The sequence below is a fragment of the Methyloversatilis discipulorum genome, assembly GCF_000527135.1.
Lineage (GTDB): Bacteria > Pseudomonadota > Gammaproteobacteria > Burkholderiales > Rhodocyclaceae > Methyloversatilis > Methyloversatilis discipulorum.
The window spans coordinates 2,578,809-2,603,654 of sequence record NZ_AZUP01000001.1 but is presented as its reverse complement, the minus strand read 5'-3'; the positions used below and the strand labels follow the sequence as shown (position 1 = coordinate 2,603,654).

The 24,846-nt window shown below is 66.9% G+C and carries 23 protein-coding genes and 1 other RNA gene; 17 read left to right on the top strand and 7 right to left on the bottom strand.

Translation table 11 applies throughout. The features are described from left to right. The first annotated feature begins 12 nt into the window (after positions 1–12). The 4 genes from METFAM1_RS0112130 to METFAM1_RS0112115 all read left to right on the top strand — a co-directional run bounded on the left by METFAM1_RS0112130 (position 13) and on the right by METFAM1_RS0112115 (position 5,227). Positions 13–1,086, top strand: a complete 1,074-nt coding sequence (locus METFAM1_RS0112130; RefSeq protein ID WP_019915546.1) for a glycosyltransferase — start codon at positions 13–15, stop codon at positions 1,084–1,086. Positions 1,087–1,228: 142 nt separating this feature from the next. Then, entirely contained in the window at positions 1,229–2,062 is an 834-nt protein-coding gene (locus tag METFAM1_RS0112125; RefSeq protein ID WP_019915545.1) for a PhnD/SsuA/transferrin family substrate-binding protein, read from the top strand. After that, a complete protein-coding gene (locus METFAM1_RS0112120; protein WP_019915544.1) occupies positions 2,059–4,356 on the top strand; it encodes an ATP-binding protein in 2,298 nt (765 codons plus the stop codon). The genes METFAM1_RS0112125 and METFAM1_RS0112120 overlap by 4 nt, the downstream gene beginning before the upstream one ends. 94 nt (positions 4,357–4,450) lie before the next feature. Continuing rightward, positions 4,451–5,227, top strand: coding sequence for a ferredoxin--NADP reductase (locus METFAM1_RS0112115; RefSeq protein WP_019915543.1), 777 nt, complete (start codon positions 4,451–4,453; stop codon positions 5,225–5,227). A 71-nt stretch (positions 5,228–5,298) separates the two neighbouring features. On the opposite strand, the gene METFAM1_RS0112110 is transcribed toward METFAM1_RS0112115, so the two are convergent. Further along, on the bottom strand, positions 5,299–6,255 hold the full coding sequence (locus tag METFAM1_RS0112110) for a PEP-CTERM sorting domain-containing protein (protein ID WP_019915542.1): 957 nt from the start codon (positions 6,253–6,255) through the stop codon (positions 5,299–5,301). A gap of 147 nt (positions 6,256–6,402) precedes the next feature. Here METFAM1_RS0112110 and METFAM1_RS0112105 point away from each other — a divergent pair, with 147 nt between their 5' ends. Both METFAM1_RS0112105 and METFAM1_RS0112100 read left to right on the top strand, forming a co-directional pair. Next, positions 6,403–7,596 (top strand): glycosyltransferase, encoded by a 1,194-nt coding sequence (locus METFAM1_RS0112105; RefSeq protein ID WP_019915541.1) that lies wholly within the window; start codon positions 6,403–6,405, stop codon positions 7,594–7,596. A gap of 36 nt (positions 7,597–7,632) precedes the next feature. After that, positions 7,633–8,712, top strand: coding sequence for a lipocalin-like domain-containing protein (locus METFAM1_RS0112100; protein WP_019915540.1), 1,080 nt, complete (start codon positions 7,633–7,635; stop codon positions 8,710–8,712). Positions 8,713–8,719: 7 nt separating this feature from the next. On the opposite strand, the gene msbA is transcribed toward METFAM1_RS0112100, so the two are convergent. Continuing rightward, positions 8,720–10,435, bottom strand: a complete 1,716-nt coding sequence (gene msbA / locus METFAM1_RS0112095) for a lipid A export permease/ATP-binding protein MsbA (RefSeq protein WP_019915539.1) — start codon at positions 10,433–10,435, stop codon at positions 8,720–8,722. Between the two features lie 117 nt (positions 10,436–10,552). Then, positions 10,553–11,134: a histidine phosphatase family protein gene (locus METFAM1_RS0112090; RefSeq protein WP_019915538.1), complete on the bottom strand. Its 582-nt coding sequence runs from the start codon at positions 11,132–11,134 to the stop codon at positions 10,553–10,555. Positions 11,135–11,346: 212 nt separating this feature from the next. On the opposite strand from METFAM1_RS0112090, the gene METFAM1_RS0112085 reads away from it, so the two are divergent. Then, on the top strand, positions 11,347–11,607 hold the full coding sequence (locus METFAM1_RS0112085) for a hypothetical protein (RefSeq protein ID WP_019915537.1): 261 nt from the start codon (positions 11,347–11,349) through the stop codon (positions 11,605–11,607). A gap of 49 nt (positions 11,608–11,656) precedes the next feature. Here the strand turns inward: METFAM1_RS0112085 and METFAM1_RS0112080 are convergent, their stop codons facing one another. After that, positions 11,657–12,223: a histidine phosphatase family protein gene (locus METFAM1_RS0112080; protein WP_019915536.1), complete on the bottom strand. Its 567-nt coding sequence runs from the start codon at positions 12,221–12,223 to the stop codon at positions 11,657–11,659. Continuing rightward, a complete protein-coding gene (cobU, locus tag METFAM1_RS0112075; RefSeq protein WP_024300665.1) occupies positions 12,220–12,756 on the bottom strand; it encodes a bifunctional adenosylcobinamide kinase/adenosylcobinamide-phosphate guanylyltransferase in 537 nt (178 codons plus the stop codon). The genes METFAM1_RS0112080 and cobU overlap by 4 nt, the downstream gene beginning before the upstream one ends. Positions 12,757–12,859: 103 nt before the next feature. Between cobU and METFAM1_RS0112070 the strand changes: the two genes are divergently transcribed. From METFAM1_RS0112070 to METFAM1_RS0112035, 9 genes are all read left to right on the top strand, one after another. Beyond that, positions 12,860–13,054 carry a hypothetical protein gene (locus METFAM1_RS0112070; protein ID WP_019915534.1) on the top strand — a complete coding sequence of 65 codons (195 nt, stop codon included), beginning with the start codon at positions 12,860–12,862 and terminating at the stop codon, positions 13,052–13,054. Beyond that, a complete protein-coding gene (locus METFAM1_RS0112065) occupies positions 13,051–13,356 on the top strand; it encodes a cell division protein ZapA (RefSeq protein WP_019915533.1) in 306 nt (101 codons plus the stop codon). Before METFAM1_RS0112070 ends, METFAM1_RS0112065 begins: the two co-directional genes overlap by 4 nt. A 35-nt stretch (positions 13,357–13,391) precedes the next feature. Continuing rightward, positions 13,392–13,574, top strand: a non-coding RNA gene (gene ssrS, locus METFAM1_RS20645) — 6S RNA. Between the two features lie 334 nt (positions 13,575–13,908). Further along, complete coding sequence (locus tag METFAM1_RS0112060) at positions 13,909–15,435, top strand: acyl--CoA ligase (RefSeq protein ID WP_019915532.1); 1,527 nt, start codon at positions 13,909–13,911, stop codon at positions 15,433–15,435. A 49-nt stretch (positions 15,436–15,484) separates the two neighbouring features. Then, positions 15,485–16,489, top strand: coding sequence for a Bug family tripartite tricarboxylate transporter substrate binding protein (locus METFAM1_RS0112055; RefSeq protein ID WP_019915530.1), 1,005 nt, complete (start codon positions 15,485–15,487; stop codon positions 16,487–16,489). Between the two features lie 102 nt (positions 16,490–16,591). Beyond that, positions 16,592–17,104: a tripartite tricarboxylate transporter TctB family protein gene (locus tag METFAM1_RS0112050; protein ID WP_019915529.1), complete on the top strand. Its 513-nt coding sequence runs from the start codon at positions 16,592–16,594 to the stop codon at positions 17,102–17,104. A gap of 26 nt (positions 17,105–17,130) precedes the next feature. Then, entirely contained in the window at positions 17,131–18,627 is a 1,497-nt protein-coding gene (locus tag METFAM1_RS0112045) for a tripartite tricarboxylate transporter permease (RefSeq protein ID WP_019915528.1), read from the top strand. Positions 18,628–18,724: 97 nt separating this feature from the next. Beyond that, a complete protein-coding gene (locus METFAM1_RS0112040) occupies positions 18,725–19,729 on the top strand; it encodes a 2-dehydropantoate 2-reductase (RefSeq protein WP_019915527.1) in 1,005 nt (334 codons plus the stop codon). A gap of 119 nt (positions 19,730–19,848) precedes the next feature. Then, positions 19,849–20,679 (top strand): sulfite exporter TauE/SafE family protein, encoded by an 831-nt coding sequence (locus METFAM1_RS0112035; RefSeq protein WP_019915526.1) that lies wholly within the window; start codon positions 19,849–19,851, stop codon positions 20,677–20,679. A gap of 9 nt (positions 20,680–20,688) precedes the next feature. Here METFAM1_RS0112035 and METFAM1_RS0112030 read toward each other — a convergent pair whose 3' ends face one another. Together METFAM1_RS0112030 and mgtE are read right to left on the bottom strand one after the other, a co-directional pair. Then, positions 20,689–21,204, bottom strand: a complete 516-nt coding sequence (locus METFAM1_RS0112030) for a hypothetical protein (protein ID WP_019915525.1) — start codon at positions 21,202–21,204, stop codon at positions 20,689–20,691. A 10-nt stretch (positions 21,205–21,214) separates the two neighbouring features. Beyond that, complete coding sequence (mgtE, locus tag METFAM1_RS0112025) at positions 21,215–22,657, bottom strand: magnesium transporter (protein ID WP_024300664.1); 1,443 nt, start codon at positions 22,655–22,657, stop codon at positions 21,215–21,217. A gap of 152 nt (positions 22,658–22,809) precedes the next feature. Here mgtE and METFAM1_RS0112020 point away from each other — a divergent pair, with 152 nt between their 5' ends. Next, positions 22,810–24,825, top strand: a complete 2,016-nt coding sequence (locus tag METFAM1_RS0112020; RefSeq protein WP_019915523.1) for a ribonuclease catalytic domain-containing protein — start codon at positions 22,810–22,812, stop codon at positions 24,823–24,825. The last annotated feature ends 21 nt before the right edge of the window (positions 24,826–24,846 follow it).

The window sequence follows — 24,846 nt, the reverse complement described above, 5'->3', positions numbered from 1 at the left end:
GATGCGCCCTCGATGAGCCGACCGAAACTGATATTCGTCACCCGCAGTCGCTACTGGCGCCCCGGCAACGGCGAAGCGGCGCGCACCGCGGCGCTGATCGATGCGCTGGCCGAGGTGTGCGACCTCACCGTGTTCTTCCCCGAGCAGCCGGACGCAGCCACGCGGCCCTTCGTCGAGCGCAGCCGGCATCGCTACCGCCTCGCGGTCGGCGACACCGCGAGGCCGGAACGCGCAGCGCTGGTGAGCGGGCTGCGCGCGATGTGCCAGCAGATCGCGCCGGACTGCGTGTTGCTGTCGCGGCTGCAGCTCGATTTCCTGCGGCTGGCGGTGCCAGCCGGCATCCGGCTGGTGATGGACACGCACGACCTGGTCAGCGACAACGCCGCGTCGCGTGCGCGCGCCGGCGTGGCAGTCGAGGAGGCGCTGGATTTCGAGCGCGAGCTGGGCTTTCTGCGTCACTACGACCGCGTGCTGCTGATCCAGCCGGACGATCATGCCCGCGTCGCCGCCGTGCTCGGCGAGCGTGCGCTGTGCGTGCCGCACCCGGTGGTGCTGCCGGCGCAGCCGGTGAGGCCGGATTCGCGCGTGGTCGGTTACGCGGCCAGCCAGTGGATCGCCAACCGGCACGGCCTGCAGTGGTTCATCGACGACGTATGGCCGGCGCTGTCCGCCGACCGTGCCGAGCTGCAGGTGGCCGGGCACATCGCCGCGCTGCTGCCGCAGCCGTTGCCGGAGGGCATCCGCGCGCGCGGCTTCGTTCCCGACATCGAGGCGCTGTGGAGCGGTGTCGATGTCGCGATCAATCCGGTGCGCTGGGGCTCGGGGCTGAAGATCAAGACGGTCGAGGCGCTGGCCGCCGGTCTGCCCCTGGTCACCACGCGCGAAGGCGCGCGCGGCCTGGAAGACGGCGCGGGCGAGGCCTTCCTGCTGGCCGACGATGCCGCTGCCTTTGCCGACGCCTGTCGCGCGCTGCTCGACGATCTGCCGCTGCGCCGGCGCCACGCGCACGCCGCCTACGCCTACGCCCGGGAGCGCTTTTCGCATGCAGCCTGCTATGGCGGACTGATGGCCTGGCTGCGCCGCTGAACGCGCTTCGAGTCCCCACGGCGCTCCGGAAAAATCATTGTTAAACAGTGTGTTGTGAGGATGTTGTGGTGCAGCAGCCGTTCAAGGGGTGGCGGCGCGTTCCGTTAACGCCGAGGTGTCCATTGCCGTCTCGTCTGCCCGGATGTTCCTCGCCTTCACCCGTTTCCTGCTGTCTTTCGCCTGTCTCTTGCCCGCCCTTGCCGTCGCGCAGGACGCGCCGCTGTTCCGCATCGGCGTCGCGCCGCACACCAGTTCGCGCGTCATCATCGAAATGTACCAACCGCTGCGGCAGCATCTGCAGAAGACGCTCGGCACGCCTGTTGCCATCATCACCGCGCCGGACTTCACCGAGTTCGCGCGTCGGGCGCTGAACCAGGAGTACGCGCTGGTCATCACGACCGGACATCAGGCCGAACTGCTGCGCGCTGATGCGCGTTACCGGCCGCTGCTGACCTACCGCGCGCCCTTCCATGCGGTCGTCGCCGTCGCTGCGGGCAGTCGGGCGAAGTCGGCGCGCGATCTGGCCGGAAGTGCCGTTGCCGGGCTCAGTCCGTCGTCGCTGGTGACGCTGTGGGGCCTGCGCTGGATGAACGAGCACGGTGCGGCCGGCGTCACCGTTCGCTACGTCAGCGCCGCCGACAGCGTGGCGCAACTGCTGCTCAATGGCGAAGTCAGCGCCGGCACGATGTCGCTTGCCAACTTTCAGGGGCTGGCACCGGAGGTGCGTGCGCGACTGCGGCTGTTGACCGAAAGTCCGGCCATGGTCGGCCGCGTCTATCTGCTCAATCACGTCGAGGCGGCACGCGCGGCCGTGATCGAGGCGGCGTTGTGGTCGTTCGCCGAAACGCCGGCCGGCGTCGATTACTTCGCCCGCTACAAGCTGGACGGCTACCGTCCGCTGCGCGCTGACGAACTCGATGCGATGGCGCCATACGCCGCCGAGGTGCGCGAACAGTTGAAGAAGTCCGCACTGTGAGCCGGCTGTTCGATTTCCGGCTGCGGCGCTCGGTGCGCGGCCGCCTGCTGATCGCGGCCATCGTCGTCGAGGCGGTCATGCTGACGCTGCTGGTGAGCAACAGCGTGCGCCTGCAGCGCACCCACATGACCGAGCAGGCGGAGCGGCACGCGCAGCAGATCGTGCCCATCCTGAACGCGGCGCTGGTGGCGCCGATGGCGCAGGGCGACTACGCGACGATGCAGGCGGTGCTGGACGAAAGCCGGTCGAGTCAGGGCATCGACTATCTCATCCTGCGCGACAGCGGCGGCCATGTCGTCGCGCACAGCGGCTGGTCGCGCGACAGACCGATGCCTCAGGCAGACGCGCGCTTCGACCTGTCGGTGGAGGACGATCCACCGATCTATGACCTTGTCACGCCGGTCGCACTGGCCGGGCAGCCGCTCGGTCAGCTGCATTTCGGACTCGACATGTCGGCGCTGCGCAGCGCCAACAGCCAGTTGCTGCTGCAGGGCGTCGGCATTGCCAGCGGCGAGCTGCTGCTTTCGATCGCGTTGCTGACCGGGCTCGGTCTGTGGCTGACACGCCAGTTGCTGCGGCTCACGCATGCGGCGGAGGAGGTCGCGCACGGCGCCCTGACGCCGGCGCCGGTCGTCGAGGGCGAGGACGAGGTCGGCCAGCTCGGTCGCGCCTTCAACGCGATGTCGGCGGCGATACGGGAGCGCATCGGCGAGCTGCAGGCGCTGCACGAGAAGGAGCACGGTCTGGCGCGCATCGCGTCCGAGGCGAACGGCCGGCTCGAAGCGCTGCTCGACGCGATGGACATCGGCGTGCTGCTGGCCGATCACGACAACCGCGTGCTGTACGCGAACGACAAGCTGGCGCAGGTGTGGGCGCTCGATGCCGGCCGCCCGCCGGATGGCTGCCCGCTGCAGGTGGTCGAAGCGATGTGCGCCGCGCGGCTGTCGCCCGACGCCGTCCTGCCGGTGTTCTGCCCCGGTCGCGGCGAGCGGGAAATCCTGCTGGCCGATGGCCGCACGCTGACGCAGCGCAGCTTCGCCGTGCGCGACGGCGACGGCCGCGAGATCGGCTGCATGTGGCTGAGCGAGGACGTGTCGGCGGCGCGGGCGGCGGCCGACGAACTGCGCCGCGCGCGCGACGAGGCCGAGGCGGCCAGTCGCGCCAAGGCGGCCTTCCTCGCCACCATGAGCCACGAAATCCGCACGCCGATGAACGGCATCATCGGCATGACCGACATGGTGCTGTCCGAATCGCTCAGCGACGAGCAGCGCGAGCACCTCGGCTGGGTGAAATCGTCGGCCGACAGCTTGATGGGCATCCTGAACGACATTCTCGACTACTCGAAGGTCGACGCCGGCCAATTGCAGCTGGAAGCGGTCGACTTCAGCCTGGAGGCGCTGGTCGCCGAAACACTGGCCATCTTCTCGTCGCAAGCAGCAGGCAAGGACATTTCGCTGCGCTGGCAGGTGGCGCCGGGGCTGCCCGCCATCGTCACCGGCGATCCGCTGCGCCTGCGGCAGATCCTGTCCAATCTGGTGTCGAACGCGCTGAAGTTCACCACCCGCGGCGGCGTGACGGTGAGCGTCGACAGGGCGGACGAGGGACGGATCGCGCTGTCGGTCGCCGACACCGGCATCGGCATCCCGTCCGACAAGCAGGCGTTGGTGTTCATGCCCTTCTCGCAGGCGGACTCGTCGACCACGCGCAACTACGGCGGCACCGGGCTCGGCCTGTCCATCGTGTCGCGACTGGTGGCGCTGATGCACGGCACGATCACGCTGGACAGCGCGCCGGGCCGTGGCAGTACCTTCCGCGTCGAACTGCCGCTGCCCGCGGCGGCGACGCTGGACGCCGCCGCGCAACCGGACGTGGCGAAAGCGATCTGCGAAGCGGCGCTGCGCGATGCCGAGGTGCTGATCGCCGAGGACACGCCGGTCAATCAGGTGCTGCTCGGCCGCCTGCTGTTGCGCTACGGCGTGCGCATCACCGAGGCGGCCGACGGCGGGCAGGCACTGGCGGCCTGCCGCGAGCGCCATTTCGATCTGGTGCTGATGGACATGCAGATGCCGGGGATGGACGGGCTGGAGGCGACGCGCCGCATTCGCGCGCTGGCCGATCCGCACTGGTGGCAGGTGCCCATCGTTGCGATAACCGCCAACGCGCTGGATGAGGACCGCGCCCGCTGCCGCGACGCCGGCATGGACGATTTCATCAGCAAGCCCTTCCAGACCGGGGAACTGGTGGCGACGCTGGCGCGTCATCTGTCCTGTCGTCGCGCACCGGAAGCGGGATAACCACAGGTTATCGAAACATTGTTATTTGGTTTGTTGAGTTATGGTGCGCTGCGGCGCTATAAATGCACCATCGCCTTTCAACCGGATCACTGCCATGGCCAGCGTCGCGCCCGAAAAAGTCCTCAGCGTCCATCACTGGAACGATTCGCTGTTCAGCTTCAAGACCACGCGCGACCCCGGTCTGCGCTTCCGCAACGGTCATTTCGTCATGATCGGTCTGGAGACCGGCGGCAAGCCGCTGCTGCGCGCCTACAGCATCGCCAGTGCCAATTACGAGGAGCACCTGGAGTTCTTCAGCATCAAGGTGCCGGACGGCCCGCTGACCTCCAAGCTGCAGCACCTGCAGCCGGGCGATGAAATCCTGGTCGGCCGCAAGCCCACCGGCACGCTGGTGCTGGACGACCTGAAGCCGGGCAAGCACCTCTACCTGTTCGGCACCGGTACCGGTCTGGCGCCCTTCCTCAGCCTGATCCGCGACCCGGAAGCCTACGAGCGCTTCGACAAGGTGATCCTGTTCCACGGCGTGCGTCACGTGAATGAACTGGCCTACCAGGACTACATCGAGAACGAGCTGCCGAACGACGAGTTCCTCGGCGAGCTCGTGCGCGACAAGCTGCTGTACTACCCCAGCGTGACGCGCGAGCCCTACCGCAACCGCGGCCGTCTGACCGATCTGATCGTCAGCAACAAGATGACCGACGACCTCGGCCTGCCGCCGCTCAATCCGGAAACCGACCGCGCGATGATCTGCGGCAGCCCGAGCATGAACAAGGACACCGCCGATCTGCTCGACGCGCGCGGCTTCGTCATCTCTCCGGGGGTGGGCGAACCGGGCGATTACGTGATCGAGCGGGCCTTCGTCGAGCGCTGATCGCCTCCGGGCGTTGGAAACAAAAAAGCACCGCATGCGGTGCTTTTTTGTTGTCGGTGCCGACGTGCGACTCAGTCGCGCTTCTTCCGTCGTCGTGCGACGCCGGCCGCGCCCGCGGCGAGCGCCAGCAGGGCGAGGCTGCCCGGCTCAGGCACGGCGCGCGTGGTGACGCGCAGGCTGTTCGGGTCGGCGTTGACCGGATTCGCTTCGACCTCGAACGGATCGCCGTAGAAGGCCGAGGCATTGCCCTTGCTCTGCGTGCACACCGAGGTGCTCTGCAGCACCGGGCCATAGCCGCCATACCCGCCGTAGCCGCCGTAACCTTCGTAACCGCCGCCACAGTCGTAGGCATAGACGCCGAGGTTGCTGGCGGCGCTGTCCGACAGCTCGGCCAGCACGTCGAGCGACTCGTTCGGGTCGAGCACGCCGAGGTCGATGGTGACGTAACGGCTTCCCCAGCTGTAATAGCCGTCGCTGCCGTCGTCGTTGCTGTTCAGGTCGGTGCCCGCCTTGTCGTGCGTGATGACGCCGCCGTTGTTCTGGATGCTGCCCGACGAGTACCAGACCTGATTGCCGTCGATCTTGATCGACGCGAGGTAGTCCGCGCTGAGGTATTCGTCCGCATCCAGCGCGTAGTAGTTCGTTGCACTGATCGAACCGCCGTAGATCTTGAACGTCAGGCTGAAGTTCTGCGCCACGTTCGAGGCGTTGGTGACGGTGGCGAGGATGCTGGCCATCGCGCTGGCACTGCCGTTGTAGCCGTAGGCCGAGGAGGACACGGCATAGGCGCCGGTCGCGGACGAGAAGGCGTAGCCGTTGGCCGAGTTGTTGTCGCCCGACCAGATGTAGCTGTTGCTGTTGCGGTATTCCGGCGACACCGATTCCAGGGGTGTGGCGGTGCTGCCGTTGCTGCTGGCCGCGGACGAAGCGCCGAGAACCGGCAGCGCGTGGGCGAGCGGCACCTGACTGAACCAGGCGAACAGCGAAACCGCGATCAGTGTCGGGCGCGAGGGCAGTGAGAAGGTCATGGTTTTCTTATCCTGTACGATTGACACGCCCGCGGCCCCAAACAAGAACTGTGCCCACTTGCCTCATTCAATCGGATCAATGACTTGCATGTCCTCTTTGTGCCTTGACAGAGCAATGTGTAAAGCCGCTCGACAGGAGCGCCAGCAATGAGCCGCGTACTGATGGCGTGGGAACTGGGCGCCAACATGGGCCACATCGACCGCATGCTGATCACCGCGCGCGCGTTGCGCGAACGCGGTCACGCGGTCACCTTCGCGCTGAAGGATCTGGCGCGCGCGCACGGCCGCATCGTCGCCGACGGTTTTCCGGTGCTGCAGTCGCCGCTGTGGCTGCCGCGCATGGTGAACCCGCCCAAGCTGGTCAATTTCTCGGCGGTGCTGGCGGCGGCCGGATGGCTGGACCCGGGCGGGCTGGCTGGACTGCTGTCGGCCTGGCGCGGGCTGTTCGAACTGCACCGCCCCGATCTTCTGGTCTGCGACCACGCGCCGACCGCCATGCTGGCGATGCGCGGCCGCGGCACGCCGATCGCGGCGATCGGCAACTGTTTCGAGATTCCACCGCATCGCGACGTGTTTCCGGCGATGAACTACTGGGACAAGGGCGACGTTGCCCAGTGCGCACGCAGCGATGCGCTGCTGCTGGCGCCGGTCAACCAGGCGCTGGCGCTGCTCGGCGATAGCGCCCTGCCGCGCCTGACCGAACTGTTCGGCGGCGTGCGCTGCATCGCTGCCAGTCTGCCGGAGCTGGCGCACTATCCCGACTACGACGAGCGCGTGCGGATGGTCGGCCCGAGCTACGTCGGCGACAGCGGCGTGGCGCCGCAGTGGCCGGCGGGCGAGGGCGCGCGCGTATTCGTCTATCTGTCGCCCGAACACGCCGATTTCAATGCGCTGATGGAGGCGCTGCGGCAGTCCGGCATGCGCACGCTGGTGCATGCCAAAGGGCTGTCGCCGGACGCCGCGCGACGGCTCGGTGGGCCGTCCATCCGTTTCGAATCGGCGCCGGTGCAGATGGACCCGGCCGTGCGCGCAGCCGATCTGGTCGTTTCGCACGCCAGCATCGGCACCGTGAGCGCCGCTGCGCTCGCCGGATGCCCGCAACTGGTGCTGCCGAATCACATGGAGCAGTACATGGTGGCACGCCGCATCGTCGATGGCGGCTTCGGTCTGGCCGTGCCGCCGGGCAGCCGGAACACCGATTACCCGGCGCTGCTGCGTCGGCTGCTCGACGAACCGCGCTTCGCCGCTGCGGCACGCGCGCTGGCACAGCGCCACGCCGGCGCCGACCCGACGAAGACCGGCGCCTGCATCGCCGAAGAGCTCGAAGCGCTGCTGCGCTGAGCGGGAACCTCCTGCCGTGGGCGCGCTCTGCGCAACATGAATTCCGCGCTGCGCCGACTGCTGTTGCACCTGCCGCTGCTGGCGGTGCTGCCTGCCCGCGCGGACGAGACCGCCTACGATCCGGTGCTGCCCGCCGCGCCGCGCAGCCTGCCGCGCGACCACGGTGCGCACCCCGGCCACCGCATCGAGTGGTGGTACATCACCGGCTGGCTGGAGCGCGACGCCGCGGCGGCGGTCGGCTTCCAGCTCACCTTCTTCCGCGTGCGCCAGCCGGCGCACGACGCCAACCCGAGCCGCTTCGCGCCGCGCCAGCTGCTGTTCGCGCACGCTGCGGTGTCCGACCCTGCGCGTGCCCGCCTGCTGCACGCGCAGAAGATCGCGCGCGCCGGCTTCGGTCTGGCCGAGGCGGCGGTCGACGACCTCGACGTCCGCATCGACGACTGGCATCTGGCGCGCCAACCGTCGCCCGAGCGTCTGCTCGCGCGCATCGCGGCGGACGAGTTCGACTACGCGCTGACCTTCGCGCCGTCGCAGCCGGTGCTGTGGCAGGGCGACCAGGGCTTCAGCCGCAAGGGGCCCGATCCTGCGCATGCCAGCCACTACCTGAGCTGGCCGCAACTGGACGTGAGCGGCCGCCTGCGCATCGCGGCGGCAAGCAGTGCGGTGCGCGGACGCGCCTGGCTCGATCACGAATGGTCGAGCGCGCTGATGCCGGAGGGCGCGCAGGGCTGGGACTGGCTGGGCATCAATCTGGACGACGGCGGTGCGCTGATGGCCTTCCGCATGCGCGACGCCGATGGCCATGCACTGTGGGCGGCAGCGACCTTGCGCGATGCGGCAGGCGATCGCCGCTATGCGCCGAATGAAGTGGGTTTCGCAGTCCGGCGCGTCTGGCGCAGCCCGCGCAGCGGCGGCGCCTATCCGGTCGAACTCGATGTCAGCGTCGGCGGGCGGCGCTTTCTTGTGAAGCCGCTGTTCGACGACCAGGAACTGGACAGTCGCGCCAGCAGCGGTGCCATCTACTGGGAAGGCGCGGTGACCGTGTTCGAAGGTGCGCGCCGGGTCGGCCGTGGCTATCTCGAACTGACCGGCTACGCCTCCGCGCTGAAGATCTGAGCCGGTCTTACTCGCTGCCGCCCAGCTGCGAGTTGTAGAGACCCGCGTACATGCCGCCCGCCGCCAGCAGGTCGGCGTGCTTGCCGATCTCGGCGATGCGGCCCCGGTCCATCACGACGATGCGGTCGGCGCGCTCGATCGTGGACAGCCGGTGCGCGATCACCAGCGTCGTGCGGTTCTTCATCAGCACTTCCAGCGCCGCCTGCACCTGACGCTCGGATTCGGTGTCCAGCGCCGAGGTGGCTTCGTCCAGTATCAGCACCGGCGCGTCCTTCAGCAGCGCGCGTGCGATCGCCAGCCGTTGCCGCTGGCCGCCCGACAGCTTGACGCCGTTCTCGCCGATCATCGTGTCGAAGCCTTCCGGCATCGCCTGGATGAAATCCAGCGCGTACGCGGCGCGCGCCGCCGCCTCGATGTCGGCGCGGTCGGTGCCGCGCAGCGCGCCGTAGGCGATGTTGGCCGCCACCGTGTCGTTGAACAGCACCACGTCCTGGCTCACCAGCGCCATATTGGCGCGCAGGCTGGCCAGCTTCACGTTCTGGATGTCGTGCCCGTCGAGCAGGATGCGGCCCGAGGTCGGCGTGTAGAAGCGGGCCAGCAGATGCGCCAGCGTGGTCTTGCCGGAGCCGGATGCGCCAACCAGCGCCACCGTCTCGCCCGGCGCGATCGACAGATCGAAGTGCTGCAGCACGCGCAGTTCGCGGCCGGGGTAGCCGAAGCCGAGCTGATCGAAATCGATGCGGCCGCGCGCGCGCTCCAGTTCCACCGTGCCGCTGTCGCGTTCGGCCTGCTGGTCGATCAGCTGGAACACGCTTTCAGCGGCCGCCAGCCCGCGCTGCAGCGGCGCGTTCACGTCGGTCAGACGCTTCAGCGGCGCCAGCAGCATCAGCATGGCGGTGACGAAGCCCATGAAGCCGCCGACCGTGGTGCGGTTGGCCGCCGAGTCGGCCAGCGCGACCGCGATCACGATGCCGAGCGCCACCGCGGTGAGCACCTGGGTCATCGGCGACACCAGCGAGGCGGCGACGATGTTGCGCATGTTCTGCCGGCGCTGCTTGCGACAGGCCGCATCGAAGCGGCCCATTTCGTAGTCCTGTCCGCCGAAGATCTTCACCACCTTGTGCGCCTCGATGGTCTCTTCCAGCGTGTGCGCGATGCTGCCCATCGCCGTCTGTGCGCCGCGCGCCGATTCGCGGATGCGACGCGAACTGAGGCGCACGATGAGCGCGATCAGCGGCAGCATGCCGAGCACGATCAGCGTGAGCTTCCAGTTCAGCCACAGCAGCCAGGCCAGCAGGCCGGCCACGGTGAGCGTGTCGCGCACGAACACGGTGATCACGTTGGTCGCCGCCTGCGTCACGCCCTGTACGTCGTAGGCCACCTTGGAAATCAGCGCGCCGGACGAGTTGTTGTCGAAGAAGTCGGTCGGCAGTGCCAGCAGGCGGCCGAACATCGCGCGGCGCAGATCGAGCACCACGTTGTTGGCGGCCCAGGCGAATGCGTAGTCGGCGATGAAGCCGAACACGCCGCGCACGGCGAACAGCAGCACGATGGCCAGCGGGTAGAACCAGACTGCCTGCGGGTCCTGACCGCCGAAGCCGCCGTCCAGCAGCGACTTCATCAGCGCCGGAAAGACCGGTTCCGCCGCCGCGGTCAGCGCCATGCAGACGATGGAGACGGCGAAGGCGATCCAGTACGGGCGCACGTAGCCGAGCAGACGCATATACAGCGCGCGGCTTGAAACCTGGGGTGAATTCATGGCGGGCGTCAGGCGGAGAAGCGCGGATTATCCTTGATCCGGCCTGGCTCTGTTCATCCGTGCTTGCTCTGCACGCCGACGTCAGCGATTGAAGCTGCGCAGCTTGGGCCCGAGCGGGCCGATGGCCAGATGGGTGACGCGGCCGAACTCGAACTCCAGATTGAGCCAGCGGCTCGGCGGCAGGCCGAGCAGGGTGCCGGTCAGCGCCCGCATCGGCCCGTTGTGCGCGACCACGACCAGCGCGCTGGCACCCGCGCGCTGCGCCTCGAAAGCGTCCCAGACGCGCGCTGCCATGTCCGCATACAGCTCGCCGCCGGGCGCGCGGAAGTCGATCAGCGTACTGCCCCACACCTCGAAACCTTCCGCCGGAATGTCGGCGAAGGGCTTCAGTTCCCAGTCACCGAAATCAAGCTCGCGCAGGCGCGCGTCGAGGTGCACCGTCGGCGACATCGCTTCGGCCAGCAGACGGGCTCGCGTAAGCGGGCTGCTGACGACACGCGCGTCGGTTGGCAGCAGCGGCGCAAGCCGTGCAGCGCAGGCGGCCACGTCCTCGGCCACCGGCAGATCAGCAGCGCCGTAGCACAGCGCCGGGTCGACGGCCGGCTTCGGGTGACGGACCAGATACAGGTCAAGTGGATCAGTCAGACGGAACAGTTCGTTCATCGTGTTGCATTCATGCAATGACATCGGATTCGGCCAAACGGAGCCGGTGACCCGTTTGGAACACAGTGTGGTGCACTCACGTCACTGTGCTGCGCCGCAAAAAATGATTACGTATTACGTCACAAACAAGCGCGTATGCGGGCTTGAAAGGTTTGTTGCGGTGCACTACATTGAACTCAACGACAGCTTTTTAACTTGCAAGGAGCATCACCATGAAAACCACTGCAATCCGCATCGCTCTCGCGACCAGTCTTGCGATCGCCACGCTTGGCGCATCGGCCGCCACCGAAGCTTCGGTGTCGTCCGCTGCCGTCGGACACCCCGAAGACTACAAGGTGTTCATCGACGCGCCCACTGGCTACGCCTTCGTTAAGACGCCGTCGCGCTGGGTGTTCACCCGCAAGGTGGACAGCGCCCGCGTCGCCGAATCGTCCGCCGAGAAGCGCGTCGAGAAGGCTGAAGCGACCCGCTGATCGAAGTTTCAGTGCCGCACCGGAAAAGCCACCCGCAAGGGTGGCTTTTTCATTTTGTAGTCTCGCTGCGACGCCAGCTACCGTCCGCGGCCGATTCCAGCTTGATGCACGCACCCTGCGGACAGGCGATGTCGAGCCAGTCGTTCTGCGGCAGGCCGAGCAGCCGGCCGGCCATCACCCGGAGCGGACCGCCGTGCGCGACCACCACGAGGTCGCCGCTCACCGCAGCGCCCCATTCCTCCCAGGCGGCCCAGGCGCGCGCCGCCATGTCCGCTGCCGATTCGCCGCCCGGAATGCGGAAGTCCCACACGTTGGCGGACCAGAGATCGATGTCGGCGCGCGGCAGCGTGTCGTAGCGCCGCATTTCCCAGTCGCCGAAATCCATCTCCTGCAGGCGATGGTCGAAGATCACCGTATCCGACAGCGCCCGCGCGAGCTCGGCGCAGCGGCGCAGCGGACTGCTCAGGATCGTCGCACCGACCGGCAACTCGCCACGCAGCGTCGCTGCGGCAGCGGCAACCGGTGCTGCCAGCGCCACGTCGGACCGCCCGTAACAGATGTCGCGTTCCACTGCGACCGGCGGATGCCGCACCAGCCAGAGTCGGCGCGCGCTCACGGCCGCTTCAACGCCAGCGGAAGCCCGGCGGTGACCAGCGTCACCCGCGGACAGAGGCGGGCCAGCGCCTGATGCAGGCGGCCGGCTTCGTCGACGAACACGCGCGACAGCCGCCCCATCGGCACCACGCCGCTGCCGACCTCGTTCGATACCAGTGCGATCCGGCCGGGCAGCGCGGGCAGTGTGTCGAGCAGCGCCGCGCGCTCGCGCACGAAGATTCCGGGCAGCGCTGCGCCCGGCGCATCGTCCATATCCATCAGCAGGTTGGACAGCCAGAGCGTCAGGCAGTCGACGACGATGAAGCGGTCAGCCAAGGCGGCTTCGCGCAGCGCTGCCGCCAGGTGCAGCGGCGCTTCGACCACCGGCCAGTGCGCCGGCCGGTTGGCGCGGTGGCGTTCGATGCGCGTCGCCATCTCACCGTCGCCGGCGTGCGCGGTGACCACCATGGTCACTGCCAGACCGCTTTCGGCGGCTTGCGCTTCGGCATAGGCACTCTTGCCGCTGCGGGCGCCGCCCAGAATCAGTTCGTGCACTGCGTATCGCTCCATTACTTGCTGGCCGAAGATTGTAGGTCGGCCGCGTGGCGGGCGCTGAGCTGTCTTGACCGGCCCGGCGGCGCCCACCTATAGTTCGCCGATGGATCATGACATCAACCAGCTCGGCGACCGGCTCGACATCCTGCTCGGTCGCTTCCGCGCGCTGCATGACGAAAACATCGTCCTGCGCAACCGCGTCGCGGCGCTCGAAGGCGAGAACAAGGTGCTCGGCGACAAGGTCGCGGCAGCGCGTGACAAGGTGAGCGGTCTGCTCGAAAGGCTGCCCCAGGAATGAGCGAATCGAATCTCGTCGAAATCACCATACTCGGTCGCGAGTATCGGGTGCAGTGCCGCGAGGGCGAACGCGATGCGCTGAACGCATCGGTCGAGCTGGTCGAGCGGCGCATGCGCGATCTTGCCGAGGCCACGCGCGCCTCCGGCGAACGCCTCGCCGTCATGTGCGCGCTGAACCTGGCACACGAAATTTTTCAGATGCAGGCGACGGGCGGTGTTGATTTGGTACCGCTGCGGCGTAGAATCAACGCCATGCAGTCGCGCATCGATGAAGCGCTTTCCGCACAGGAAAAGCTCTTCTAGAGGCGGTTGCAGCAAGGTGAAAGACCTTGCGTATCAATCCCCTGCGGTGTTCGCCAAGGTCATAGATTCCTTGAACCAATGTCTCATTGGCATAAGGTCGCGAACCATGGACGCCGCTGTTGTGCGCACCTCTCGGGGATGCGCCTGATGCGGCAGGGACGCGGCCGCTCTGAACCCTCGGTTCAGGATGCCGGCCTAGCGACATGCGCGGGGGTCCCCTACAAGGCTGTACCGTAGAACGTTGCAAGCCCTACGCCCACTACCCCGGGTACGGGCCGGTCACCAGAAGTGGCCTCCCTCCTCCGGCCGCGGCCATACAAGCCGCGGTCTTTGCTGTGTAACGCATCTGTTACACATTGCTCCGTCGTAGAGATCTGCTGCGTCAGCTTTGCTGTGCGCGGCTGTTTTGCGGCAGCGCGTCTTGAACACCCGTTCGATCTGGGAAAGACTCAGCTGCCGTTCGTCCCGTGCGTCCATACGATGCACGTGGCTCCGTCGCGGAAGCGGATGCACCCATCCATTCCTTTGTTTCCTGAGTTTTTCGGAGTTCGTATGTCCGGTATTTCCACGCTTGCCGAGCTGTTTTCCACCGGTGCCGATTCGGCAGTGGCGCTGTCCGCGCCTGCGCGCACCGATCTGAGTTTCGGCAATCTGCGCGCACTGATGACGCGCACCGTCGCACGTCTGAATGAACTGGGTGTGGGTCGCAACGACCGCGTCGCCATCGTCCTGCCGAACGGACCGGACATGGCCAGCGCCTTCATCAGCATCGCGTCCGGTGCCACCGCTGCGCCGCTGAACCCGGGCTATCGCGCCGAGGAATTCGAGTTCTACCTGTCCGACCTGAATGCCAAGGCCCTGGTGGTCGAGCGCGGCAGCGTGTCGCCGGCGATCGAGGTCGCGAAGAAGCTGGGCGTGCGCGTGATCGACCTGGTGGCGAACGAAGCCGCCGGCGATTTCTCGCTGGAGCCGCGTGAAGCCGCGGCCGTCGCCCCGGCCGCGAACGGCGGTACCGCCCAGGCCGACGACGTTGCGCTGGTGCTGCACACCTCGGGCACGACCTCGCGGCCGAAGATCGTTCCGCTGACCCAGCGCAACGTGTCCGCCTCGGCGCAGAACATCCGCGCCACGCTGGCCTTCACCGAGAAGGATCGCGGCCTCAACATCATGCCGCTGTTCCATATTCATGGCCTGATCGCCGGCATCATGGCGCCGCTGTCGGCCGGTTCGTCGGTGTTCTGCACGCCGGGCTTCGACGCCCTGAAGTTCTTCTCGCTGATGGATGAAGCGCACCCGACCTGGTACACGGCGGTGCCCACCATGCATCAGGCCATCCTGTCGCGCGCTTCGCGCAACAAGGAAATCATCGAACGCAACCCGCTGCGCTTCATGCGCTCGTCGTCGTCGTCGATTCCGCCGCAGGTGATCCGCGAGCTGGAGGAAACCTTCGGCGCGCCGCTGATCGAAGCCTACGGCATGACCGAAGCGTCGCACCAGATGGCGTCCAACCCGTTGCCGCCGCGCGCCCGCAAGCCGGGTTCGGTCGGTCTGGCCGCCGGTCCGGAAGTCGAGATCATGGACGACGACGGCAACATCCTGCCGGCCGGCGAGATCGGCGAAATCGTCATCCGCGGCGCCAACGTCACGCCGGGTTACGAGAACAACGAAAAGGCCAACAAGGAAGGCTTCACCAACGGCTGGTTCCGCACCGGCGACCAGGGCAGCAAGGATGCCGAGGGCTATCTGTCGCTGACCGGCCGCCTGAAGGAAATCATCAACCGCGGCGGCGAGAAGATTTCGCCGCGCGAAGTCGACGAAGTGCTGATGGATCACCCGGCTGTGGCGCAAGTCGTCACCTTCGGCATCCCCCACCCCAAGCTGGGCGAGGAAGTGGGTGCCGTGGTCGTGCTGCGTGAAGGTCAGCAGGCCACCGACAAGGAAATTACCGCCTTCGCCGCGACGCGGCTGGCCGACTTCAAGGTTCCGCGCAAGATCCTGTTCATGGATGAAATCCCCAAGGGTGCGACCGGCAAGCTGCAACGCATCGGTCTCGCCCAGAAGCTGGGTCTGGGTGGCTGAGCCATCCCCTTCCGCGCACTACCGCATCAACAATAAAGGAGACTTGCACATGACCAAACTCGGAAAGTGGGCCGGCCGTGCCCTCGTGACCGCGATCGCGACCATCGGTCTGACCGGTGCCGCGCATGCCTGGGAACCGACCAAGCCGGTCGAGTTCGTCGTGCCGGCCGGTACCGGCGGTGGCGCCGACCAGATGGCCCGTTTCATCCAGGGCGTCGTGGCCAAGAACAAGCTGATGGCCCAACCGCTGGTCGTCGTGAACAAGTCGGGCGGCGCAGGCGCGGAAGGTTTCCTCGAAGTGAAGGGCGCCAAGGGCGACCCGCACAAGATCATCATCACTCTGTCGAACCTGTTCACCACGCCGCTGGCGACCGGTGTCCCGTTCAACTGGCGTGACCTGACCCCGGGCGCGATGCTGGCGCTCGACCAGTTCGTGCTGTGGGTGAATGCCGATGCGCCGTACAAGACGGCCAAGGAATACATCGACGACATCAAGGCCAAGCCCGCCAACACCTTCAAGATGGCCGGCACCGGGTCGAAGCAGGAAGACCAGATCATCACCGCGATGATCGACAAGGCGACCGGCAAGAAGATGACCTACGTGCCGTTCAAGGGCGGTGGCGACGTGGCGGTGCAACTGGTCGGCGGTCACGTCAATTCGACGGTGAACAACCCGATCGAGGCGGAAGCCCATTGGCGTGGCGGCAAGCTGCGCCCGCTGTGCATCATGGACAGCGAAAAGCTGCCGTACAACGAGAAGGTGACCGCGACCCAGGCCTGGGGCGACATCCCGACCTGCAAGAGCGCCGGCGTGCCGATCGAGTACCTGATGCTGCGCGGCGTCTTCCTGGCGCCAGGCGTCACGCAGGAGCAGGTCGACTTCTACGTCAATCTGTTCAAGAAGGTGCGCGAGACGCCGGAGTGGGCCGACTTCATGAAGAAGGGCGCGTTCAAGCAGACCTTCATGAGCGGCAAGGAATTTGCCGACTGGGTCGGTAAGTCGGAAGCGATGCACTACGGCCTGATGAAGGACGCAGGCTTCCTCGCCAAGTAATCAGCCTGTAGCAGTGTGCGAATACGGGCGGGTCATCCCGCCCGTATTCGTTTCGATGTGCCGCGAAGATGTTCACTTCCTGTTTTTAGTTTCTGGAGATTCATGATGGAGCGATCCGAGGACGCCGCTGAAGCCGGCATGTCCAACCGCTGGCCGGAAATCCTGGTCGCGCTCTTCCTGTTCGCCATCGGCATCATCGTGGTGAACGACAGCATCCGAGTCGGCATCGGCTGGGAAGAGGGCGAAGGCCCGCGCGCCGGCTATTTCCCCTTCTACATCGGCTGCATCCTGCTCATATCCAGCGGCTGGATCCTGTTCGGCGCGCTGACACGCTTCAAGAAGGCACAGCCGCAGTTCGCGTCCTGGGTCGAGCTGAAGTCGGTGATGCAGATGCTGGTGCCGCTCACCATCTACATCGTGGCTGTCGTCTATCTTGGCATCTACGTGTCGTCGCTGGTGCTGATCGCCTTCTTCATGAAGGTGCACGGCAAGTTCGGCCTCATCGCCACCACCCTGACCGCAGTCGGCGTGCCGCTCGCAGCTTTCATGCTGTTCGAGCGCTGGTTCCTCGTGCCGCTGCCCAAAGGTCCGATCGAGCTGATGCTCGGTTTCTGACATAACGCGAAATTCCCGAGACCGAGATGGAAGAACTCAACAACCTCATGCACGGGTTCAGCGTTGCGCTGACCCTGCCCAATCTGGGCTTCATGGTGCTCGGCATCACGCTGGGCATCTTGATCGGCGTGCTGCCGGGCCTGGGCGGTGCCAACGGCATCGCCATCCTGCTGCCGCTGACCTTTTCGATGGACCAGACCTCGGCCATCATCATGCTGTCCTGCATCTACTGGGGCGCGCTGTTCGGCGGGGCGATCACGTCCATCCTGTTCAACATTCCGGGCGAACCGTGGTCGGTGGCCACCACCTTCGACGGCTTCCCGCTGGCGCAGCAGGGCCGGGCGGGTGCCGCACTGACGGCGGCGTTCACCTCGTCCTTCGTCGGCGCCTTCTTCGCCGTGCTGCTGATCACCTTCCTCGCGCCGCTGGTCGCGAAGTTCGCGCTGAAGTTCGGGGCGGCGGAAATGTTCGCGGTGCAGATGCTCACCTTCTGCTCCTTCGTCGGCATGAGCAAGGAGCCGCCGGCCAAGACGCTGGCCGTGATGGCGCTCGGCTTCGCGCTGGCGGCGGTCGGCATGGACACGGTGACCGGCACGCTGCGCATGACTTTCGGCACCACCGAACTGCTCAAGGGCTTCGATTTCCTGATCGCGGTGATCGGCCTGTTCGGCATCGGCGAAATCCTGCTGACGATGGAAGAAGGCCTGGCGTTCAAGGGCAAGAGCGCGAAGATCCAGCTCAACGTCGTGCTGCAGACCTGGAAGGAACTGCTGCGCTACTGGAAGACCTCGATCCGCTCGGTGCTGGTGGGCTGCTGGATGGGCGTCACCCCGGGTGGCGCGACGCCGGCCTCCTTCATGGCCTACGGTTTGGCCCGCCGGGGCGCGAAGGACAAGGACTCGTTCGGCAAGGGCAATGTCGAAGGCGTGGTGGCGCCGGAAACCGCGGCTCACGCGGCCGGCACCTCGGCATTGCTGCCGATGCTGACGCTGGGCATTCCCGGTTCGCCGACCGCCGCCGTGCTGCTGGGCGGCCTGCTGATCTGGGGTCTGCAGCCCGGTCCGCTGCTGTTCACCGAGAAGCCCGATTTCGTCTGGGGCCTGATCGCGTCGATGTACCTCGGCAACATCGTCGGCCTCATCGTCGTGCTGACCACGGTGCCCTGGTGGGCGGCCATCCTGCGCATCCCGTTCTCGGTGATCGGCCCGGTCATCATCGTGATCTGCGCGATTGGCGCCTACACGGTGCACAGCTCGATCTTCGACGTGGTGATGATGCTGGTGTTCGGCGTGTTCGGTTACCTGTTCAAGAAGCTGCGCTACCCGCTCGCGCCGCTGGTGCTGGCGCTGGTGCTCGGCGACATGGCCGAATCGAGCTTCCGCCAGTCCATGCTGCTGTCGCAGGGCAGTCTCGACATCTTCTGGGCCAACCCGCTGGTGGCCGGTCTGATGCTGCTGTCCTTCACCATGCTGCTGTGGCCCATCGTGCCGGCGCTGAAGCACTATCTGCGCGGCCGTTCGTGACATGAACTGATTCCGTCCGCCACACGATGGCGGACGGAGCCGACGGCGGGCCGGCGCGTGAGCGCCGTCCCGCCGCGCCATTGAAGGAGATGAAAAGATGAAGATCGCAGTCGTTGGCGCGGGCGCCATCGGTGGTTACCTGGCGGTGAAGCTGTCGCGTGCCGGCAATGAAGTGACCTGCATCGCGCGTGGCCCCAACCTCGCCGCCATCCAGGCCAAGGGCATGTCGCTCATCCTGGAGGACGGCACGGTCGAGGACGCCCCGAACATCCGCGGCGTGCAGAAGATGAGCGAAGCCGGCGTGCAGGACGTCATCCTGCTGACGCTGAAGGCGCACCAGGTAAAGGACGTGGCGGCCGATATGCGCGCGCTGTTCGGTCCGGACACCATGGTGGTGACCATGCAGAACGGCATCCCCTGGTGGTATTTCCACAAGCTGGGCGGCGAGTACGAAGGCACGCCGGTCACCTCGGTCGATCCGGACGGCATCGTCGCCGCCAACATCGAGGTCGAGCGCGTGATCGGCTCGGTCGTCTATCCGGCGTCCGAACTGGTCGAGCCGGGCGTGATCAAGCTGATCGAAGGCAACCGCTTCACGCTGGGCGAACTGGACGGTTCGCGCTCGCCGCGTATCGAGGCGCTGTCGCAGGCGATGATCGCCGCCGGCTTCAAGTCGCCGGTGTCGAAGGACATCCGCTCCGAAATGTGGGTGAAGCTGTGGGGCAACCTGAGCTTCAATCCGATCTCGGCGCTGACCCACGCCACGCTGGAAGACATCTGCCGCTTCCCGCTGACGCGCGAGCTGGCCGCCAACATGATGCGCGAGGCGCAGGCGGTCGGCGAGAAGCTGGGCGTCGAGTTCAAGATCGGCCTCGACAAGCGCATCGCCGGTGCCGAGGCGGTCGGCGCGCACAAAACCTCGATGCTGCAGGACGTCGAAGCCGGTCGCCCGCTGGAGTTCGAGGCGCTGGTCGGTTCGGTGCGCGAACTGGGCCGCATTACAGGCATCCCGACGCCGAACATCGACGCCGTCTACGCGCTGGTTTCGCTGCTGGCGCGCACGTTGTCGGACAAGAAGGGCAAGCTGGCCATCGCCGGCTGAACTTCCGCGACCGCATGACAGAACGGGGCGCCTTCGGGCGCCCCGTTCTGTTTTCACGCCACGCCGCTTTTGCAGCAAGGGCACGTGCTGTGTTCAGATAGCGCCTTTTGCGCTGCACCATGATGTTGATACCGGACTTCTTCCCCAGCTTCGACTTCGTCCTCGCCTGTCTCGCGCTCGGTGCTCTCGCCGGCTTCTTCGCCGGCATGCTGGGGATCGGCGGCGGCACGTTGCTGGTCCCGATACTGGTGATGCTGTTCGAGCAGCAGCAGGTCACGCCGGATCACATCCTGCATCTGGCGCTCGGCACCTCGATGGCCGCCATCGTCGTGTCCGCCTTCGTCAGCCTGCGTACCCATCACGCACACGGTGCGGTCGACTGGCCGGTGGTCCGTCTGATGACGGTCGGCGTGCTGATTGGTACGGCGCTCGGTACCTTCATCGCTCGTCTGGTCTCGACCCAGACGCTGTCGGTGTTCTTCGCGGTGTTCATCGCCTACATCGCCATCAACATGCTGGTCGGCCTGAAGCCCAAGCCCTCGCGGCAACTGCCCGGACCGGCGGGTCTCATTGCGGTGGGTGGCGGCATCGGTACCGTTTCTGCACTGGTGGCGGTCGGTGGCGGCGCGATGACGGTGCCCTTCCTGACTTGGTGCAACCGCGACATCCGCAACGCCATCGGTACATCCGCCGCGCTCGGACTGCCGATCGCGCTCGGCGGCACGGTCGGCTACATCGTCAATGGCTGGGGTGTGCAGGGCATGCCGGCGCAGGTGCTGGGCTATATACACCTGCCATCGCTGGCGGCCATCCTGTGCACCAGCGTGTTCACGACGCCGTGGGGCGCGCGCGCGGCGCACCGCCTGCCGGCGACGCTGCTCAAGCGCGTGTTCGCGGCGCTGCTGGTCGTGCTGTGCGCGCGCATGCTGTGGAAGCTGTGGGCGGCCTGAGCCGCCGCTTCACGGACGGTGGCGCGCCGCCGATAGCCGTTCGACCGCAATCTGCTGGTCGCCCGCGCGAGCTTCGGCGCTCATCGCGGTAAAGCTCACCGTCAGTTCGCCGACGCGCAGCATGCCCTGGCGCAGCCGGGTATAGGGTTCCGGCGTGATGCTGCCGCCCGCGTCGAAGTAGAAACCGGTCGCCGTCGCCTGCAGCGGGGCCGCCGCGGCGCCCACCGTTTCGGCGGTGCGGCGGACGCGGGCGCGGATTTCGTCCGGTGTCGCCGGGGGTTTGCGGTCGGCGGCCTTCCACACCGCGGTCACCACCCACTGCGCCTGACCGTCCGGCGCGGCGACGGTCACGGTCGGCGGCATGCGGGCGTCGTGCCGGCTGATGTCCACCGCCCAGTCCTCGGGGACGTCGAATTCAAGCGTGCCGGCCTCGGCGCAGGGCACGGTAACGATGCGGTCCGCCGCTTCGGCGCAGGCGCCGGCGATCATCATCGCGAGGCCGAAGGCGAACAGGCGCATCTGCATGGCAATTCCTTCAGATCAGGAACAGGGTGGCCAGCCCGAGGAAGATGAAGAAGCCGCCGGAGTCGGTCACCGCGGTGATCAGCACCGAAGAGCCCACAGCCGGGTCGCGTCCGTAGCGTGCCAGCAGCATCGGTACCGATACACCGACAAAGGCGGCGAGCAGAAGGTTCAGCGTCATCGCGCCGGTCATCACCATGCCCAGCGCCCACGAATCGTACAGCCACCATGCAAGCAGGCCGAGCAGACCGCCCCAGACGATGCCATTGATCAACGACACGCCCATTTCCTTGCGGTAGAGGCGACGCGCCGCTTCCGGCTGCAGCTGGCCGAGCGCGATCGCGCGCACGATCATCGTGATGGTCTGGTTGCCCGAATTGCCGCCGATGCCGGCGACGATGGGCATCAGCGCGGCCAGCGCCACCAGCTTCTCGATCGAGCCTTCGAAGGCGCCGATCACGCGTGAGGCGAAGAAGGCGGTGACCAGATTGATCGCCAGCCAGGCCCAGCGGTTCTTCACCGAGTCCATGATCGGCGCGAAGATGTCCTCTTCCTCGCGCAGACCGGCGTGCGCCAGCAATTCCTCTTCCGACTGTTCGCGGATGAAGTCCATCACCTCGTTCACCGTCAGCCGGCCGATCAACTGGTCGTGGTGATCGACCACCGGCGCCGACACCAGATCGTAGCGCTCGAAGGCCTGGGCGGCCGATTCGGCGCTGTCCGAGGCGCGCAGCACCAGCGGGTGGTCGTGCATCACGCTGGCCACATCGACATCGACGTCATTCACCAGCAGCGTGTTCAGCGACAGCGAGCCGCGCAGCTTGTCGTCGCGGTCGATGACGAAGATCTGGTCGGTGTGGTCCGGCAGTTCGTCGAACAGGCGCAGGTAGCGCAGCACGACTTCCAGCGTCACGTCCTCGCGCACCGTGACCATGTCGAAATCCATCAGCGCGCCGACCGAATCCTCCGGGTAGGACATCGCCGCACGCAGCTGTTCGCGCTCCTCGTGGTCGAGCGAGCTGAACACGTCCTGCATGACCTCGGTCGGCAGGTCGGGCGCGAGGTCGGCCAGTTCGTCGGCGTCGAGCTGTTCAACCGCCGCCACCAGCTCCTTCGGCTCCATCGCGTCGATCAGCGTCTCGCGGACCGCGTCCGACACTTCGAGCAGGATTTCGCCGTCGCGCTCGGCGCGCACCAGGTCCCACACCAGCAGGCGGTCGTCCGGCGGCAGCGCTTCGAGGATGTAGGCGATGTCGGCCGGGTGCATCGCGTCGAGCTTCTTGGTCAGCTCGTTGTGATGCTGCTTGGCGACCAGCGTCTCGACCAGCTCGTGGCGCGGCATCTCCTGCCGATGCACCAGGCTTTCGACCCGCTTCTGGCGGTCGAGCAGCGTCCTCACCTCTTGCAGGCGCTCTTGCATCGCGTCGTGGTGAAGGATTTCGTCGGCGTCGGCCACGTGCAGCACATCCGGGTCGGGCCTGCCGGGCGGCGGGCTGGCAGGCGATTGTAGCCGCCCCCGATGACCGGCCCGAGGCTTTTTGCCGCGATGCGACAGCGGCTGCGCGCTTTCAACGATAATCACGGGCCGTATCCCTGCCGACCCGTTTCATGAATGTTCTTTTCGAAGAGGACGGCCACTTCCGCGCCGGCTCCGTGATGACCGACAGCGTGTCCTCGCTGCAGGTCGAACTGCCGAGCGGCAAGCGCTCAAAGGTGAAGGCGGCCAATGTGCTGCTGCGCTTCGCCAACCCCGAGCCGTCTGCGCTGCTGGCGGCCGCCGAAACGCAGGCGGCCGATCTCGACGCGCCCTTTCTGTGGGAAGTGTGCGGCGACGACGAATTCGCCTTCGAGGAACTGGCCCGCGAATACCACGGCGCCGCACCGGACGCGGTGCAATCCACCGCCATCCTGCTGTGCCTGCACGCCGCCCCGATCTACTTCCATCGCAAGGGCCGCGGCCGCTTCCGCAAGGCGCCTCCGGACATCCTGAAAGCCGCGCTCGCCGGGCTGGAAAAGAAGCGCCTGCAGCAGGAGCAGATCGAGCACTGGAGCGCCGAGCTGCTGGCCGGCCGTACGCCGCCGGAGATCGCGGCCTGCGCGACGCAGATCCTGTACAAGCCGGACCGCAATCGCCTCGAAACCAAGGCGGTCGAAGCCGCCGCCGCGGCCGCCGGCCTGTCGGTGGTGGGGCTGATGGCGAAGGCTGGCGCCTTCGCGTCCAGTCACGACTACCACCTCGGACGCTTCCTGTTCGAGTACTTCCCGAAGGGCACCGATTTCCCGACGCACGAGGTGCCGCCGGTCGGTGAACTGCCGGACGCAGGCGTGCGCGCCTTCTCGATCGACGACGCCACCACGACCGAAATCGACGACGCCTTTTCGGTGCGTCCGAAAGCGGGCGGCGGGTGGCGCATCGGTATACATATTGCGGCGCCGTCGCTGGCGATACAGCCCGGCAGCGCGCTGGCCGACATCGCGCGCAGCCGTCTGTCCACCGTCTATTTCCCGGGTCGCAAGATCACCATGCTGCCGGACGAGGCGGTCGACGCCTACACGCTGGCCGCCGGGCGCGACTGCCCGGCGCTGTCGCTCTATCTCGACGTCGAGACCGATCTGCGGGTGACGGCGAAGGAAACCCGCATCGAACGCGTTGCCGTGGTCGCCAACCTGCGTCACCACGAGATCGAGCCGCTGTTCAACGACGACACGCTGGCCGCTGGCGATCTGCCTGAGTTCGAGTGGCGAGACGAACTGCTGCTGCTGTGGCGTCTGGCCGAGGTGCTCGAGGCCGGTCGCGGCAAGCCGTCGGCCAACGGCGGGCAGATGGATTTCAACTTCTATGTCGACTGGGAACAGACGACCGAAGACGGCGAGGGCCGCGTCGACATCCTGCGCCGTGCGCGCGGCAGCCCGCTGGACAAGCTGGTGGCCGAACTGATGATCGTCGCCAACAACACCTGGGGCGCCGATCTACGCGACGCCGGCATCCCGGCGCTGTACCGCGCCCAGGGTGCCGGCAAGGTGCGCATGACCACGGTGGCGGCCCCGCACGAAGGTCTGGGCGTCGACTGCTACGCCTGGTCGACCTCGCCGCTGCGCCGCTATGTCGACTTGGTAAACCAGTGGCAGATGATCACGCTGCTGCGTGGCGAGCCGCCGGTGTTCCCGCCGAAGTCTGAAGCGCTGCTGGCGGCGCTGCGCGACTTCGAACTGGTGTACGCCGCCTACGCCGATTTCCAGCGCGCGATGGAGCGCTACTGGTGCCTGCGCTGGCTGCGCCAGCGGGCGGCGGCAGGCGACACTTCGCCGCTGCCGGCCATCGTGCTGCGCGAGTCACTCATCCGTCTCGAGCAGATTCCGCTGGTACTGCGCTGCCCCAGCCTGCCGGCACGCGATCCGCGTTCGCGCGTCGAGGTCGAGGTGGAGCACATCCATCTGCTCGACAACGACGCGCGCGCCCGCTGGGTTGGCGACCTGGCGGCGCTGGCCGGTGCGGCCGCGGTGTCGGAAGAGGAGCTGGCGGAGGAAATCGCCGAAGCCGAACTGCCGCCGGAGACGCCGGCCGCCGAGGCGCCGGTGCCTGAGCTGCCGGTGACCCCGCCGGAGAGTGGCGAGGCGGACTGAGCGCGCGGCGGTCGCCGCGTC